Source organism: Sodalis sp. RH15, assembly GCF_047324255.1.
Lineage (GTDB): Bacteria > Pseudomonadota > Gammaproteobacteria > Enterobacterales > Enterobacteriaceae > Acerihabitans > Acerihabitans ligni.
This window is the reverse complement of sequence record NZ_CP178738.1, coordinates 4,656,380-4,672,173: the sequence shown is the minus strand read 5'-3', so window position 1 is coordinate 4,672,173 and position 15,794 is coordinate 4,656,380. Positions and strand designations below refer to the sequence as shown.

The following is a 15,794-nucleotide window of genomic DNA, read 5'->3' as shown; positions in this document are numbered from 1 at the left end:
AACAGGCAGTGCTTACTGAGCGGCTACGGTCATCGCCGAGTCCGGCTTGGACGGCGACATCTCGTTCCGGTAATCCTTAGCGACGACTTCTGCTTTGGCTGGAGTGATATAAGGGAAATTCATCCCCTTCGCTTTAAGCTCAGCCGCCGTTTTATCGGATGTCACAAAATAGGTCGGCATATGAAGATCAGTATCATATTTGGCGCCTTTGGCAATGCGCGCTGCAACCGCGATATTCCAGTACCCTACACGGTAAGCCCCGTTCAGCACATCAATGACATTGGAACCGTCCGCCACATAAGGGAACATTTCAGGATCCCCCTCATAACTGGCAAACGCGATTTTGCGTCCGTTGGCATCAACAACCGCTTTTGCCGCTACGCAAATGGAATCAGCGAAGCAGCCGATTCCCTTAAGGTCAGGATAGGTAGAGAGCCAGGTTTGTACGGCATCAGAGGAGCGGGAACTGTCCCAGTTCGTCGCTTCGACGCCCACCAGTTTAATACCGGGGAACTCTTTGCTCATGACATCGCGGAAGGCTTTCTCGCGGGTATCGGAAACATAGTTGCCTTTTCCGCCGATTAACAACGCGACCTCTCCCTTGCCTTCAAGTTTATTGCCCAATGCACGGGCAACGGTGCTCATATTGGAGTAATCGGGATAAAGCGTATTGTAATTCCAATTCCCGTCCACTTTATTGCCCATGGCAATGACGGGAATATTTTTTGCTTTTGCTTTTTGTACCGCCGCCGCAATCGCGGCGCGATCCAACGGATCGACGAGAATCACGTCAACGCCCTGGTTCACGAAGTTCTCAATGTTGGAAATCTCTTTTTCCAGGCTGCCTTCGGAACCTTGCCAAATAGTTTTAACGCCATAGTCTTTTGCCGCTTCATCGCCTGCTTGACGCATACGGACAAAAAACGAGTTTTGCAGGTCTATGGCCACAATGCCGACCACCGGTGTTTTTTTATCTGCTGCAAAGCTCGCAGGTGCTATCGCAGAGGCTAAGGCAACAAGCAAAGCACTCACTACCAATGTCTTTGTTTTTAACATTTTCAACTATTCCTTTTCACTCCTAACACCTAAGTTTGCAGTCAAAAGCCTGATTTTACATGGCAATTGGCACGCACGGGAATCAATTAATACGACCGAACAGTAATATATTAGTTACCGAACGGTCAATTTCTTTTGCAATTTTGTGACAAATAAATGCAATAATTTGTTCATTAAACATTCGGAAAGTGCTTTTAATCCGGGTTGAGACTGGCGAGTAGATGAATATGCTGTTTGTGTGGATTTATTCACGCCTTATGACCGAACGGTCATTTTTCATATTGATTTTGGTCAATTGCTGGCGTAGGTTTTTAGCACTCACTTATCTTCCCGGCCATTCAAACGGTCAGGGGTGTGACGCATTTTCTGATCGTTTTGTTTACAAAATGCCATGGATTGTCGAAGTTTGTTTTAGCGTGTTAAGTGAAGGTGGAAATAAAGTCATGACACAATCAAACAGTTCCGCAGACGTGATTGTTATCGGTGGAGGCGTGGTGGGATGTGCTGTATTCCGGCGCTTTTGTCTAATGGGGGCCAGAGCGGTGCTGCTGGAAAAAGGCGGGGATATTCTCTCCGGCGCCAGCAAGGCCAACAGCGCTTTGCTGCATACCGGATTTGATGCTCCGCCGGACAGCCTGGAGCTAGCCTGCATGCAGGCCGGCTACCGGGAATACCTTGCTATCCATCAGAAAATGAACCTGCCGCTGCTGGAAACGGGAGCGATAGTGATTGCCTGGAATGACGAACAGTTTGCGGCTTTAGCCGGAATTGTGAAGGTGGCGCATCAGAACGGGGTAATGGATGTTAGGCAGATTGATAGCCAAGAAATATATCAACGTGAACCCCACCTTTCACCCGGCGCAATGGGCGGGGTCATTGTTCCCGGCGAAAGTGTTATTGATCCCTGGAGCACGCCATTGGCTTACCTGGTACAAGGCGTCAAACACGGTGGCCGGTATCATTTCAACTGTGGGGTCAGACATGCCGGTTTTAACGACGGCCAGTGGACTTTGGAAACGGCGAAGGGCACATTCAACGCGCGGCTGGTAATCAACTGCGCGGGTAATCATGGCGACCATGTTGATGCAATGTGGCGCGAACCTGAATTTGAAATCCGTCCGCGTAAAGGTCAGTTTCTGGTTTACGACAAGCCCGCCGCGGAAAAAATCACAGCGATCATTTTGCCGGTCCCCACCGCAATCACGAAAGGGGTTTTATTGTCAAAGACCATCTTTGGCAATCTTATCCTGGGGCCGACGGCGGAAGAACAAACCGATCGCGATAAAGCTGAAGTCGATGAAGAAAAGCTAAAAGAGCTGATGGAGAAAGGTTGCCGGCTGCTGCCCAGCCTGGCGGATTATAGCGTAACGGCGACCTACGCCGGTTTACGTCCCGCTACCGAAAAGAAAGAATATCGCATACTCGATTATCCTGAAAAACAGTGGATTACCGCGGGTGGCATTCGTTCTACCGGGCTGACTTCCGCACTGGGGATTGCCGCCCATATTGAATCCCTCTATAGGCAGAATTTTGCGCCTTTGTTTGCGCTTAATCCACCAGGACAACTTTTCTGGCCCACCATGCCTATGCTGTCCGAATACCAGCCAAGGGATTACGCCTGCCCGGGCAACGGTGGGATTGTCTGCCACTGCGAACTGGTTACCCGCAGGGAGATAGAGGCGGCATTTGACTCTGATATTCCTCCTGAATGTATCGGGGGACTTCGTCGCCGAACGCGCGTCATGATGGGACGATGTAATGGGTTTTTCTGTAGTAATCATGTGGCCGAGATAGTTGGGAACCGTTTGGATAACTCGCTGGTCGTTGGACATATAGAATGAAAAAAAACTACAAGGTGATTATTATCGGTGCCGGCCCGGCGGGGTTGGCCGCTGCCAGAGCATTAAAGGACGCGGGTGTCCAAGATTTGCTGTTGATTGAGCGTGAGAGCCAGGCGGGCGGGGTGCCGCGGCATTGCCAACATCCCACGTTCGGACTCCTGACCTATTTTCGGCCAATGAAAGGGAATACCTGGATAAAGAAGATTCTGCAGCCGGTCAAGGAGATTCCCCTGCGAACCGACACCACGGTTATCAGCATCCGGCCCGGGGGTTTCGTTGATATTTCGTCGGATAACGGTTTAGAAACGCTTCAGGCAAAGAGAGTGATTATCGCGACGGGCGTACGTGAAACGCCGCGACATGCGCGACTGATAAGCGGTCTTCGTCCGCAGGGGGTGCTGACGGCCGGTGCATTACAGCAGTTTATCTATTTGCGTAAGCTCAAACCAGGAAACCGCTCGGTCATCGTCGGCAGCGAACTGGTCAGTTTTTCTGCGCTTTGGACCTTATACCGCGCAGGTATCAAGCCTGTGGCGCTAGTGGATGAGCATCCCCGTCCTGTTGCCTTTCGCCTCAGTACGTTATTGGCCCATTTACTGAGAGTGCCCGTTCATTTTAACACTCGGGTCAGTCATATCTGTGGCAGTGAACGTGTTGAGGGTATGGACATTACCGATAAGCGCGGCAAAACAGTAAGGCTGGACTGCGACAGCGTCATTTTCACCGGCAAATTCGTTGGGGAATATACCCTGATTCTTAAAAGTCATTTGCAGCATGATAAAAAAACCGGCCGTCCTCTTTTTGATCAGCATGGTTGCTGTTCTGATCGCGACTTTTATGCGGTAGGGAATATGACGCATCCGGCAGATATGGGCGACCAATGCTATCAGGAAGGCTTGCAAGTAGGCAAAGCCGTGGCCCTGGCTCTGCAGGAAGAGCAGCCGACACAAACGGATAATCCGGTGTTGCCCATTGAACATCAGGATATTATCCGGATGTCGGCCCCGGCCGTCATCCGTCTGGGCGGCGAAGATAAAACGGCGACGCTGAACATCAGGGTTTCGCGGCCCGTCAGCGGTGAGGTTGTGGTACGCGACGGGCGACGGGAGCTGTACCGCCGGCGTCATCGCTGCATGCCGGAGCGCCGGATTCTGCTGAAAAATATCAATATTACTCACTTGACCTCAGACAGCACGCTGTCCATTTCAATTGAGTGAACCTGTGCCGGAAAAATGAGCAGATATATACCCTAAAACGACGAGCTGCGGGAAAGCCAACCTTGTGACCATAAAACCCGCAGCGGGAAGTTTTGCGGGTATATCCCTTGTCCTTCATGTTAAGCGCGTAAATTGCGGGAGCGGGAAATGATGTCCAAATAGCGAGTATAAAAAGGTTGTAAATCATTACGTTGCGGCGTGATGACCTCATGATTACCGTTTATCTTGAACGCATCATGATTTCCCAAGCCTTTTTGCGCGAGCAATGCCACGCCTTGCGCCGTCATTTCGCGGTTAACGGGGGAAACAATGTGTTTTTGAATCAGGTCAGAAAGGAATTGCTTAAAATACCGGTTCGATGAAAGCCCGCCGTCAACCGTGATGCTATCCCCTATCGGCTGCACCTTGTCCATGGCATTAATCACTTCCGCTGAGCGGACGGCAATCCCTTCAAGAATCGATTGAAGCATGTCTTTGCGCTCGGTTTCCAGGGAGAGCCCGGCCCACAGCCCTGCGGCAGAACGATCCCAGTATGGGCAGCCAAGGCCGGACAAAGCAGGCACAAACGCTAAACCGCGAGCGATGGCAGGCTGATTTGGAAAGTCAGAAAAATCTTCAATATCGGTGAACAGGCCGATTTTCCGCGCCCAGTTAATTGCCGAGGCTGCGTTATATACGCCGCCATCCAAACCATACACCGGCTCTTCTCCCGGCAGCTTCCAGCATAACGTAGGTAATAGCCCTGAATTTGCCGCATCGGGCACTGCATTACCGGTGATCGACTGCAAAAAGGCGCCGGTACCGAAGGTGATTTTCATCTGTCCGGGAGAGCGGCAGCCATGTCCATAGGTACCGGCAAATTGATCAACAATACAAGCCGTGAGAGGGGCGGTCTTTCCCGCCAGCGTCACATCACCAAAATACCCGATATTATCTTTAACGGCGGGCAGGGCTTCGATGGGAACGCCAAACAGCCGGCAAAGCGCGTCATCCCACTGCAGGGTTCTGATATTAAACAGCGAGGTCCGGGAAGCGGAGTTGTAATCCGTTGCGTGCGTGCCGCAAAGATGAAACAGGAAAAAAGCATCCATTGTCCCAAGACGCAACCGCCCATTACGGGCGAGTTTTTTCGCGTCCGGCACATTACGCATAATCCAGCCCATCTTACTGGCAGAAAAGTAGGTATCTAAAGGCAGCCCTGTTTTCTCACGAACCATCGCTTCCGCGCCATCCTCTTTCAACTGTCGGATGACCGATTCAGTACGCTGATCCTGCCAGACAATGGCATTGTATATCGGTAAACCACTTTGGGCATCCCATGCCACGATGCTCTCGCCCTGGTGCGCGAGGCCGATGGCATCCACCACGTTACAATCGCTGAGGCACAGACGGATATTGCCCAGGATCTCCATTGGATCATGTTCGACCCAGCCGGAATCGGGGGTAATTTGTTTATGGGCGATTGCGGCAGGGGAATGGTGCGTGCCGTCTTCTGAAAAAACGATGACTCGCGTACCTGTGGTTCCCTGGTCGATGGCAGCATAACGCTGATTGGGCATTAAAAATCTCGCGGCAGTAAGTTGACGGGTTTATGTTGTTATTAAGACTGATTTATTGTGATTTCACCACTTTTTCGTTAAAAAAACGCTTAAGGCACAATTAGGTATTTCAGATCCATAGGCCCCCTTTTTTTCTTTTCATTGTATTTAGCGTTATCGATCACATTCGCAAACAGTGAATCGGCCAACAATCTTTCAACCCTGAAATTCAAAGCGCTAATGGATTGATGTATGTTGGACGAAATTATCATTAACCAACTCCAAGCTATTGTAGGGAAAGATAATGTATTGATTGGCAGCGTTAATTTGACGACGTATAGCTATGATGCCACTGCCGATGTGCCCCATGCCATGCCTGAAGTGATTGTCATGCCTACCAGCACGGCGCAAGTGCGAAAGGTGGTGCAATTGGCCGCCTGGAAAAGTATTGCCATCTACCCGCGCGGCGCGGGAACCAATTTGAGCGGCGGAACTATTCCTCTTGACCATGGGATAGTCCTGTCGTTGCAAAAAATGGATCAGATTCTTGAAATCGATGCGGAGAATCTTACCGCCACCGTGCAGCCCGGCGTCGTCATCCAGGATCTTAACAATGCCATTGCGCCCTTTGGGCTGATGTATCCCCCCGATCCGGGCACCGTCACCACCGCCACCATGGGGGGCTCGGTGGCGGAAAACTCGGGGGGACTGCGCGGCTTGAAATATGGCGTCACCAAACATTATGTCATGGGCATGGAAGTCGTCCTGGCCAATGGCAACAGCGTGCGTTTTGGCGGTAAAACGGTGAAAAACGTCACTGCTTATGATTTTTCCAGCCTCTTTGTTGGTTCTGAAGGCACGCTGGGCATCATTGTTGAAATAACCTGCAAATTACTCCCCGAGCCGAAATTTCATAAAGCGATGCTGGCCGCCTTCAATATCATGGAAGACGCCGGTAAAACGGTTTCCGATATTATCAAGGCGCAGGTTATTCCCGCTACCCTGGAAATTATGGATAACATGACCATCCGTACGGTGGAGGATTTTGCCCATGTCGGACTGCCCACGGACGCCGCGGCGCTGCTATTGATTGAGGTTGATGGCATGGCCGAACTGGTGGTGGCGCAAGAAGCCGACGCGGTGATAAGGATTGTCGAAGAAAACCACGGTAGCTTGCATATTGCCAATTCAGATGAAGAGCGCGACAACCTCTGGTCCGCCCGACGGGCGGCATTGCCGGCGCTGGCGTCACTTAACAATACGGTGGTATTGGAAGACGCCACCGTGCCGCGCAGTCGTGTCACCGACATGCTGCTTGCGCTGGCGGAGATCGGGCGCAAGTACCGGCTGGTGCTCGGCACCTTTGGTCATGCCGGCGACGGGAATCTGCATCCCACCATCCTCGCCGATAAATATAACGCTGACGAGATGTCCCGGGTGCATCAGGCCGTCGAGGAGATCTTTGCCACCGCCCTGAAATTAGGCGGCACCTTATCGGGGGAACACGGCATAGGCATCGCCAAAATGCGTTTTCTAGGCAATGAGATTGGTGACTCTGGTCTCGAGCTCATGCAAGCCATTAAAAACGCCCTGGACCCCACCCATATGTTAAATCCCGGCAAGCTCATTCCCAGGGAAGAGAAGACTCATGTTTCCCGTTGAAAAGTCAATCCCGGTCCGGACCGTATACGACGACCTGGCGGCAATCCAGACTGAACTGGATAAGTGTATGCACTGTGGTTTCTGCATGGCCGTTTGTCCGATCTATAAAACCACTAAAACCGAATCCGGCGTGGCGAGGGGCAAGATAGGCGTTGCTGAAGCCGTCATGGCCGGCAATTTGCAGATTGATGATCAAGACGTCGTCGATATGCTGTTCAACTGCCTGGTGTGCAAGTCCTGTATGCAAACTTGTCCCACCAAGGTTGATTTTGGCCGAATCATTCTGGCGCTGCGGTGTGCCGTGGTGCGAGAGAAGGGATTGCCCTGGGCCAAAAAGGCGATATTCAGCACCCTGAAACATCAGGGGGTATTTGATCTGGGCATGAAAACCGGCGCGCGGCTCAGCGGCTTGTTATTTCGCCAGGCCGGGCAACAGGCCATCGCCCCCCGCGCGTCGCTGGCATTGCTGGGAAAATCGGCAGGGTTTGATCAAAACCGGCGGCTGCCGGCGTTAGCCAAAAAGCCCCTGCGGGATCGCCTGCCTGATGTCCTCCCGGTGGAAAATCCTGTTGCCAGGGTGGCTTTTTTTACCGGGTGTTCGTTTAATTATTTGTACCCCGAGGTAGGTGAAGATCTGGTGTCGGTTTTGCAGGAAAATAACATAGCGGTGGTGATTCCCCGGGATCAGGGATGCTGTGGCGTGCCCGTTCTGGTTCATGGCGATATAGAATCCATTCGCCGGCTTGGCAGAAAGAATATTGACGCGATGGACAACAGCGGCGTTGATTATATCGTGACCGGCTGCGGTTCCTGCGGGGGGGCCTGGCAACATGATTATCCGGAAATATTCAGGCAAGATCCGGTGTATGGGCCGAGGGCGGATTTTTGGCGCAGCCGTACCTATGATATTTCCACGCTGCTGACTGACGTCATCGGCTATCGCATTCCTCAAGGCCAGGTGAATGCCGTCATGACCTATCACGATCCCTGCCACCTGAAAAAAGTGATGAAGGTTTTCCGTGAACCCAGGGAGATACTGAAAAATATACCCGGTGTGATATTCAAGGAAATGGCCAGGGCCGACGCCTGCTGCGGCAGCGGCGGTTCGTATGTGCTAACGCATTTCAAAACATCGGTAGCCATCGCCGAAAGAAAAATCAACGATGTCAATCAAACCGCCGCGGATACTATTACCACCGGCTGCCCGGCCTGCATGATGCAATTATCCGATAACGTACATCGCTTCGGTCGCCGGCAAAAAGTCAGGCATTATATTTCTATTCTTGCCGAATCGTACCGCAAAGAGAAAGAGGCGGGGTTATAGCAATCGGTTGATTCTGCCTAACGCTAAGGTAGCGGCAACTTTTACTTCTTTTACAACGTCATTGGAAAGCAGCAAAAGGCGCTCTAAAATCTCAGGCTCGGGGTCTGCCGATTCAGCTAAAGCCTGAATGGCGGCAATTTTTACTTCCCTGATATTGTCGTTTGTTAATGCTATTAACCTTTTTTTTACGTCTGGCAACATATCAACTCTCCTGTTGGTAAAATTCAACGAGCAGACTTTATTTTATAGTTAGGAAAAAATAGGGCAAAACCGGACCTGGGGGAGCCTTCAATAGCAATTCCTCGCCGATCGTGTCAAATCGAACATTTCCCTAAAGCATTGGCGTGTGTTCCAACGCATCCACAATGCCACTGTGCGTCGCTACAGTAAGCCTCCGGGAAATGTAAAACTGCGCGCTAGTGCGCAAAAGGAAGCGCACATGGCGCGAATTGAAGGTTTCGTATTCGAGGAAGTGGCAGTTAAAGCCGGAGGGGCTACAAATCCATGCCGAATCCCCTGCCTGGCCTGCCGGCTTAACCATGGTGCGGCACGCGAAAACGCGCGCCCTTGGCCAATTGGCCTAGCCTGGAATCCGAAGATAAAGGATGTGCTGCGGGATAAATTTTTGCAGATGGCGGCAACTGCAATTCTTCCCAGGCAGGGCAATGCGCATTCATTTAATCGGAATCACACAAAGTCTTTTTGGACTACTACATATGGCAGTCCATATTATCCATATAAAAATTAATCAAAAAGCCAGCGGTATTAAATTTCGTTAGCAGATGAGGCTACTGATATAAAAGGCAATGATATGCCTAACATATTCAAATGTATTTAATTGATTAGCTTATATAATGTCAAACTGATTTTACCACTTCATTTTACCTTTTAATTTTTTCAACCCATCTTGTGCTTGTTTGCCAATTTTCTTACCCGCCTTATCTGCTTGATCAAAAACACGGTCTCTCTCTCTTCTCAACTTTTGTTCAAGGGATAAAGCTTTTTCTTCCTCAGTCTCAATGCCGATATCCTGCTGTAATCGATCCTTCAGTGATTTCAACGAATCCTCTAATTTACTCTCTTCTTGGAGGATATAGGGAGTATTGCTAAGACCTAAATCAAATTCTACTTTTATATCTCGGCAGGGACGAGAAGCTTGTTGTATTAACTCCTCAACCTCTTGCGGATTACTTACGCTCATGAGCGAAGAATTAATTTTTTCAAGATTATTTTTTGAAAAATTTATAAAATCCTTGATACTGACCTTATCGGTATGATTGCTGACGGATTCCAAATTGGAGATAAGCGCTGCAAATCTTTTGGGTAAATTGCTGTTGTGGCTGATGATAGTGCTATCTTGGCCTGGCGCAATGTTACTAGTGGTACAATTATTAATATCCATAATGTCATTTCCCTGAAGCTAATTAATTCATAAAAATAACAGGGTTAGATTAAATGAATGGTAAATAAACTTCGCTTTTTGGACACGAAACATATAAACATGATCAATGAAAACATTATTTTAAAAATAAATGAAAGAGTTTAATAATATGGTTTATGGGCACATTATTCAGCGAGACAAATTAACTTTGCCGCTGAAATTTATATAAGATAAGCGTCCGGTAAACCGGACGTACCCATTTTGCCGCCGGTGTTACTGCTGCGGGACGGCGTTGAATGCCGAATCCCCGTCTTCAGCGCTGTGGGCTTCCCCCTCCGCCACCGGAGCGCATGAATCCCGCCGGATAAACTGGGTCGGCATCATCAGCCGGCGGGATTCCAGTTCGGGATTGGCGATGCGCTCCAACAGCAGTTCCGCCATATGCCGTCCCATTTGCTCGGGGAACTCCCGGATGGTGGTCAGGCTGGGGTAGAGCAAATCCCCCACCGTATCGTTGCAGCCCACTACGCTGATGTTTTCCGGGATGCGCAGGCCCTGTTCCCGCAGCCCCTTATAGACGCCACAGGCGCTGGAGTCGTTGCCGGCGAAGATGGCAGATACGGGTTCGCCGGTGGAGAGCAGATATTTGGTGCCCAGATAGCCGATTTCGGTGTCATCTTCCGAATCGATACTGCTCAGCCTGGGGGTGAGCGACGCCTCTTCCATGACCCGGCAATATCCCTCGTGATAGCGGGCAAACCAGGGCAGGCGGGTATTGCCCACAAACCAGATATCCCGATGGCCCAGGCTGATAAGATAGCGGGTCACGTCTTCGCCGCCGCGCATCTCATCGGAGAAAACCACGTCGTTCTTCAGGGTGGGAAATTCCCCGAGGATATTGCTGCCGAGCACCACATAGCTGATGTTCTTTTGCTCCAGCAATTCGATGAGATTCGGCGAGGGATTTCCCGCCAGGATGACGCCGCGCACCATCTCCCGGCGCTGTAACAGCTTGGGCAGATGCAGCTCCCGCGAGGTGGCATTGGGGGGATAGGACAGGGAAACAAAAAACAGATCCCAGCCATGGGCGGCGCAATAGGATTCGGCGCCCGCCAGGATGCAGGCGTGAAAAGGCGGCAGCATCGTCCGGTTACTGAGAAGAAAGACCAGGGCGCCGGACTTGGACGGCTGTGGGGTGTCGATATTGAGCCGGTCGGCCGCGTCCAAAACCTGTTTGCGCATAGCCGGGTCGACGCGGGCATTGCCGTTCAATACCCGTGACACCGTGGCGATACTGACGTTTGCCTCGGCAGCGATTTCACGAAGGCCGGGACCGCCGTGTTTAGACTTACGCGTTTTTGTCATGGCTCTGGGTCCTGTATTGCCGTTTTTCCCGATAGGTGATGATATGCGGGAAGATTGCGTTTTGAGAAAGATTACTTAGCGTGAAAGTAAATTGCAAACGCAAACTTAAGCTAAAGTTATTCCCTCCATTGCAGTAAAGCTGTACTGCACAGTGAGCGTTATAATCGGTCATCCCATTGATACGCCGGTATTCTCCCGTTAACCCTCAGACCGTTAATGAAATTTAAGATCGCTATAGCATAAGAAGGTTATACACAACTGCATGTAAATTTACTGGCTATGATAAGAAAAATGTATCTATAACGAGTAATTTTACCATTGACGCTTTTTCTCCTCGATTGTACCTTGGTTTAAAATTCATACAGCCAGTCCTGCCCGAAGAGGAGCGAATGATTAAAATTCATAAATTTGCCGCCAAGGTACAAACCGCCGGCGCGGCTGCATCGGCCGGAGCGGCGGCAATCGTCGCGGCCATCGGGAAAAGCGGCAGGGCGAACATTGTCTTAGCCACCGGCGCCAGTCAATTTGAAATGATCGAGGCGCTTATCGGGCACGAGGAGATTGACTGGTCCCGGGTCACCGCCTTCCATCTTGATGAATATATCGGTATGCCGCAAACGCATCCCGCCAGCTTTCGCCGCTATCTCCAGGAGCGTTTTGTCTCCAGGCTGCCGACGCTTGGGGCTTTTCACTTTATCCGGGGCGACGCGGCGGATGTGGAGGAAGAACTGCAACGCATCGGCGGCCTGCTGGATAAACATCCTATCGATGTCATGTTCGCCGGCATCGGCGAGAACGGCCATCTCGCCTTCAACGACCCGCCGGCTGATTTTACCTCCACGGTGGCTTATAAGGTGGTGGATCTGGATGAACGCTGTCGCCGGCAGCAGTTTGGCGAGGGCTGGTTCGCCACCCTTGAGGAGGTTCCCCTGCGGGCCATCTCCATGACGGTGCAACGCATTATGGCCAGCAAGGCGGTGATCCTCACGGTGCCGGACGAACGCAAGGCCGAGGCGGTGCGCGGCGTTGTGGAGGGGCCGGTGACCAATGCATGTCCCGCATCCATTTTGCAGCAGCATGATAATTGTCAACTGTTCCTTGATGGTCCCGCGGCAAGCCGGCTGACCCGCTAACCCTGGGAAACGAAGAACCTGAGTTAACACTGATTAAAGGAGTGGAGTCGTGAAAAAAAGCAGCATTGCCCTTTGCCGTCTGGCCGCACTGGCGGCTACCGTGGTTCTCTCGTCTCTCGCCGGTTCGTTTCAGGCTTTCGCGGAACCCGTTACCATTAACGTTATCGATGTGGCCGGCGACCTGCAGATAAGCCAGCCCGCGTTCGATAAATTCAAGGCCGAGCATCCCGAACTGGTGAAGAACTTTGTCTTCACGCAGGCCACGGCTCCCGAACTGGCCGGCAAGCTGAAGGCGCAGCAGGATGCCGGACGGGTGGACATCGACTTTGTCCTTACCGGCAACGATGCCCTTGCCGCCGGGATGGGGCAAGGGTTGTGGATGCAAATTCTGCCACAATACCAGAGCATGTTTCCGAACATGGAGCAGCTCTATCTCCCTGGTGCCTACCTGATGCAGAAAATGGCCCGGGGACAAGCGTTTGTGGTGGATTGGACGCCGTCCGGCCCGCTGCTTGAGTACGCGCCGGATCGGGTGAAGAATATGCCGGACACGGCGGAAAAACTGCTGTCCTGGTGCAAGGCCAATCCCGGCAAATTCATGTATGCCCGGCCGTCCAATTCCGGCCCGGGCAGGACCTTTGTGATGGGTCTGCCCTATTTGCTCAAAGACAAGGACCCTCTGGATCCGGTCCACGGCTGGGACAAGACCTGGGCCTATCTCAAGCAGCTTGACGGCTGCATTGAATACTACCCCGGCGGCACCACGGCAACCATGAAGGAGCTGGCCGAGGGCACCCGCGATATCATCGCCTCCACGGGAGGTTGGGACATCAATCCCCGCTATTTGGGCATCGTGCCGGCGGAGTATAAGGTCGGCACCCTGAAGGGATTCCATTGGGTGGGAGATGCCAATTACATGGCCATACCCAAGGGGATCGCGAAAGAAAAACTAGATGTAGTGCTGCAATTAATGGCCTTTATCCTGAAACCCGAACAACAGGCCTTTATGTACGATCACGGCTATATGTATCCTGGTCCGTCCATCAAGGGCGTCACCCTGGATATGGCTCCGGCCGACAGCCAGGAGACGATCAAGACCTTCGGGCGGCCTGAATACGCCGGGCTTATCGCCAACAACCCCACCGAGCCGCCCCTGGACGCCAAGCAACTGGTGGCCATGTTCGATAAGTGGGATCGCGACATCGGCGCGGCAAAGATGCAGAAATAGGGAATAGGCGGAAGATGGCGGGCCTGGCTGCGGCCCGCTCTTTAGATACCGAACTCAGGCTGAGGCAGTGAACAATGGCAATTACATCACGGGATTTTCGCGAACTGCGCCTGGAGCATATCAGCCGCGCCTTCGGCAGCCATAATGCGCTGCGGGACGTGACGCTGACGGTAAAACGCGGGGAGTTCATTGCGCTGCTCGGTCCGTCGGGCTGCGGTAAATCCACCGCCCTGAATTGTCTGGCGGGCCTGTTGTCCCTGAGCGGGGGCGGCATTTGGCTCGATGATCGCCGTATCGACATGCTCAAGCCGGAGGACCGCGGCTTTGGCATGGTGTTTCAGAACTATGCGCTGTTCCCGCACATGACTGTCCGGCGCAACGTGGGCTTCGGCCTGCAAATGCAGGGAGTGGCGAAAGCCAAAATGGATCTTAAGGTGGAGGAATCCCTGAACGTGGTCAGGCTGGCGCAGCAGGCCGATAAATTGCCGGCCCAGCTCTCCGGCGGGCAGCAGCAGCGCGTGGCCATTGCGCGCGCCATCGCGGTGGAGCCGCCGCTGGTGCTTATGGATGAACCCCTTTCAAACCTGGATGCCAAGCTGCGGCTCGAAATGCGCGGCGAAATCCGCCGTATACACCGTTTGCTGGGGTCCGCCACCATTTACGTGACGCACGATCAGGACGAGGCCCTGTCCCTCGCCGACCGGATCGTCGTGCTGCGCGATGGCGGCGTGCGCCAGATCGGTACGCCGCACGATCTCTACAATCGGCCGGCCCATCTTGATGTGGCGGAGTTTATGGGATTTCGCAACGCGCTGCCCGCGCGGATCCTGCGCAAGCAGGGGGATGACGTAGAAATGTCACTCTCGGGCGCAACCCTATGGGGCCGGGGGATGGACGCCACGGACGCGGGAGAGGTGGTGGCCGCCATTCGTCCTTCCGACCTGGTTCCGATGCCGGAGGGTGCTATCGGCGCGACCGTGACCGGAATGGAGTATTCCGGCGAAAATTTTCTCGGATCCGGCCGGACCGCTGACGGATACGAGGTCTTTTTCCGGGCGCGGGACGCTATGGCCCCGGGTGCGACGGTGCGCTTGGGGGCGCCCGCCGATCGTGTGCTGGTTTACCCACGGGAGAACGTGCAATGAAGCCGGCCGGCGCTGAAACCCTGTACACCCAGCGAAGCCGCAGGCTGGCGGACTATGGTTTTGACGGCGTGACGCTGCTGATTTTGCCGGCGGCGCTGTTCCTGCTGCTGCTTTTTATCTATCCGTTTCTCTATGGACTGGTGCATTCCTTTATGCCCAAGAGCGGGCAATGGTATGCCAACTACGCCAAATTTTTTTCCGATCCCTATATTTATCAGACGATTTGGCTGACTCTGCAGCTCGCATTCCCCGTCACGCTGGTGAACGTGGCGCTGTCGGTGCCCATCGCCATGCGGGTGCGGCTGATGCGCCATCAGCGGGTGCTGACCACCATTCTGGTGATTCCCATCACCCTCGGCACCGTACTGGTGGCCGACGGCCTGCTGAACTACCTTGGGCCGCAGGGCTGGTTTAACCGGGTGCTGGTCACCGTGGGACTTATCGATCATCCGGTGCGCCTGGTCCACAACTATACCGGTGTCTTCCTGTCCCTGATCATCACCGGCTTCCCCTTCACCTTCCTGCTGGCCCTGTCGATGATTTCCGGTATCGACCCGGGCCTGGAGCAGGCGGCCGCCACCCTCGGCGCCCGGGCGCGCCAGCGTTTCCGGCATGTGATCCTGCCGCTTATCCTGCCCGGCCTGGCGGTTATCTTCTGCCTGTCTTTTGTGGATGCATTTTCGGTCTTCCCCTCCGCCGTTATCTTGGGGGCGCCGGCGGGGGAGACGCGGGTGATCTCCATTGCGGCCGCGCAGGCGGCGTTCGAGCAGTACGACTACTCCTTCGCATCGGCTATCGCCATGATCATGGCTGTCGTCCAATTTGTTATCGTCGGCATCATTCTCACGGCGCGCAGCCTGTTTTATAAAGGGCCCGCGGGTGGGGGCAAGGGATAAACCATGAA

14 protein-coding genes are annotated in these 15,794 nt (G+C 53.0%); 9 read left to right on the top strand and 5 right to left on the bottom strand.

What is annotated here, in order from left to right:
* Positions 1-12: 12 nt before the first annotated feature.
* A complete protein-coding gene (locus ACL2XO_RS21210; RefSeq protein WP_132926354.1) occupies positions 13-1,056 on the bottom strand; it encodes a sugar ABC transporter substrate-binding protein in 1,044 nt (347 codons plus the stop codon).
* Between the two features lie 443 nt (positions 1,057-1,499).
* Here ACL2XO_RS21210 and ACL2XO_RS21205 point away from each other — a divergent pair, with 443 nt between their 5' ends.
* Together ACL2XO_RS21205 and ACL2XO_RS21200 are read left to right on the top strand one after the other, a co-directional pair.
* Positions 1,500-2,897: an NAD(P)/FAD-dependent oxidoreductase gene (locus ACL2XO_RS21205; protein ID WP_132928025.1), complete on the top strand. Its 1,398-nt coding sequence runs from the start codon at positions 1,500-1,502 to the stop codon at positions 2,895-2,897.
* Positions 2,894-4,114, top strand: a complete 1,221-nt coding sequence (locus tag ACL2XO_RS21200) for an FAD-dependent oxidoreductase (protein WP_413741457.1) — start codon at positions 2,894-2,896, stop codon at positions 4,112-4,114. Before ACL2XO_RS21205 ends, ACL2XO_RS21200 begins: the two co-directional genes overlap by 4 nt.
* 119 nt (positions 4,115-4,233) lie before the next feature.
* Here ACL2XO_RS21200 and ACL2XO_RS21195 read toward each other — a convergent pair whose 3' ends face one another.
* Entirely contained in the window at positions 4,234-5,673 is a 1,440-nt protein-coding gene (locus ACL2XO_RS21195) for an FGGY family carbohydrate kinase (protein WP_413741456.1), read from the bottom strand.
* Between the two features lie 231 nt (positions 5,674-5,904).
* Between ACL2XO_RS21195 and ACL2XO_RS21190 the strand changes: the two genes are divergently transcribed.
* On the top strand, positions 5,905-7,314 hold the full coding sequence (locus ACL2XO_RS21190) for an FAD-binding oxidoreductase (RefSeq protein WP_203524734.1): 1,410 nt from the start codon (positions 5,905-5,907) through the stop codon (positions 7,312-7,314).
* Positions 7,301-8,638 carry a (Fe-S)-binding protein gene (locus ACL2XO_RS21185; protein ID WP_413725336.1) on the top strand — a complete coding sequence of 446 codons (1,338 nt, stop codon included), beginning with the start codon at positions 7,301-7,303 and terminating at the stop codon, positions 8,636-8,638. Before ACL2XO_RS21190 ends, ACL2XO_RS21185 begins: the two co-directional genes overlap by 14 nt.
* Here ACL2XO_RS21185 and ACL2XO_RS21180 read toward each other — a convergent pair.
* Positions 8,633-8,839, bottom strand: coding sequence for a hypothetical protein (locus tag ACL2XO_RS21180; protein ID WP_132926362.1), 207 nt, complete (start codon positions 8,837-8,839; stop codon positions 8,633-8,635). The genes ACL2XO_RS21185 and ACL2XO_RS21180 overlap by 6 nt on opposite strands.
* Before the next feature lie 238 nt (positions 8,840-9,077).
* On the opposite strand from ACL2XO_RS21180, the gene ACL2XO_RS21175 reads away from it, so the two are divergent.
* Positions 9,078-9,386, top strand: a complete 309-nt coding sequence (locus ACL2XO_RS21175) for a hypothetical protein (protein ID WP_413725335.1) — start codon at positions 9,078-9,080, stop codon at positions 9,384-9,386.
* A 120-nt stretch (positions 9,387-9,506) separates the two neighbouring features.
* On the opposite strand, the gene ACL2XO_RS21170 is transcribed toward ACL2XO_RS21175, so the two are convergent.
* Positions 9,507-10,040 (bottom strand): hypothetical protein, encoded by a 534-nt coding sequence (locus ACL2XO_RS21170; RefSeq protein WP_413741455.1) that lies wholly within the window; start codon positions 10,038-10,040, stop codon positions 9,507-9,509.
* A gap of 252 nt (positions 10,041-10,292) precedes the next feature.
* Complete coding sequence (locus ACL2XO_RS21165; RefSeq protein WP_413741454.1) at positions 10,293-11,384, bottom strand: LacI family DNA-binding transcriptional regulator; 1,092 nt, start codon at positions 11,382-11,384, stop codon at positions 10,293-10,295.
* Between the two features lie 389 nt (positions 11,385-11,773).
* Here ACL2XO_RS21165 and ACL2XO_RS21160 point away from each other — a divergent pair, with 389 nt between their 5' ends.
* From ACL2XO_RS21160 to ACL2XO_RS21145, 4 genes are all read left to right on the top strand, one after another.
* A complete protein-coding gene (locus ACL2XO_RS21160) occupies positions 11,774-12,517 on the top strand; it encodes a glucosamine-6-phosphate deaminase (RefSeq protein ID WP_413741453.1) in 744 nt (247 codons plus the stop codon).
* A gap of 49 nt (positions 12,518-12,566) precedes the next feature.
* Positions 12,567-13,745, top strand: a complete 1,179-nt coding sequence (locus ACL2XO_RS21155) for an extracellular solute-binding protein (RefSeq protein ID WP_132926372.1) — start codon at positions 12,567-12,569, stop codon at positions 13,743-13,745.
* 74 nt (positions 13,746-13,819) lie between these two features.
* Positions 13,820-14,890: an ABC transporter ATP-binding protein gene (locus tag ACL2XO_RS21150; RefSeq protein WP_413741452.1), complete on the top strand. Its 1,071-nt coding sequence runs from the start codon at positions 13,820-13,822 to the stop codon at positions 14,888-14,890.
* Positions 14,887-15,786: an ABC transporter permease gene (locus ACL2XO_RS21145; RefSeq protein ID WP_413741451.1), complete on the top strand. Its 900-nt coding sequence runs from the start codon at positions 14,887-14,889 to the stop codon at positions 15,784-15,786. The genes ACL2XO_RS21150 and ACL2XO_RS21145 overlap by 4 nt, the downstream gene beginning before the upstream one ends.
* The last annotated feature ends 8 nt before the right edge of the window (positions 15,787-15,794 follow it).

Coding starts and splice junctions, on each gene's coding strand:
- ACL2XO_RS21210 (WP_132926354.1), bottom strand. CDS start 1,056: ATGTTAAAAACAAAGACATTGGTAGTGAGTGCTTTGCTTGTTGCCTTA.
- ACL2XO_RS21205 (WP_132928025.1), top strand. CDS start 1,500: ATGACACAATCAAACAGTTCCGCAGACGTGATTGTTATCGGTGGAGGC.
- ACL2XO_RS21200 (WP_413741457.1), top strand. CDS start 2,894: ATGAAAAAAAACTACAAGGTGATTATTATCGGTGCCGGCCCGGCGGGG.
- ACL2XO_RS21195 (WP_413741456.1), bottom strand. CDS start 5,673: ATGCCCAATCAGCGTTATGCTGCCATCGACCAGGGAACCACAGGTACG.
- ACL2XO_RS21190 (WP_203524734.1), top strand. CDS start 5,905: ATGTTGGACGAAATTATCATTAACCAACTCCAAGCTATTGTAGGGAAA.
- ACL2XO_RS21185 (WP_413725336.1), top strand. CDS start 7,301: ATGTTTCCCGTTGAAAAGTCAATCCCGGTCCGGACCGTATACGACGAC.
- ACL2XO_RS21180 (WP_132926362.1), bottom strand. CDS start 8,839: ATGTTGCCAGACGTAAAAAAAAGGTTAATAGCATTAACAAACGACAAT.
- ACL2XO_RS21175 (WP_413725335.1), top strand. CDS start 9,078: ATGGCGCGAATTGAAGGTTTCGTATTCGAGGAAGTGGCAGTTAAAGCC.
- ACL2XO_RS21170 (WP_413741455.1), bottom strand. CDS start 10,040: ATGGATATTAATAATTGTACCACTAGTAACATTGCGCCAGGCCAAGAT.
- ACL2XO_RS21165 (WP_413741454.1), bottom strand. CDS start 11,384: ATGACAAAAACGCGTAAGTCTAAACACGGCGGTCCCGGCCTTCGTGAA.
- ACL2XO_RS21160 (WP_413741453.1), top strand. CDS start 11,774: ATGATTAAAATTCATAAATTTGCCGCCAAGGTACAAACCGCCGGCGCG.
- ACL2XO_RS21150 (WP_413741452.1), top strand. CDS start 13,820: ATGGCAATTACATCACGGGATTTTCGCGAACTGCGCCTGGAGCATATC.
- ACL2XO_RS21145 (WP_413741451.1), top strand. CDS start 14,887: ATGAAGCCGGCCGGCGCTGAAACCCTGTACACCCAGCGAAGCCGCAGG.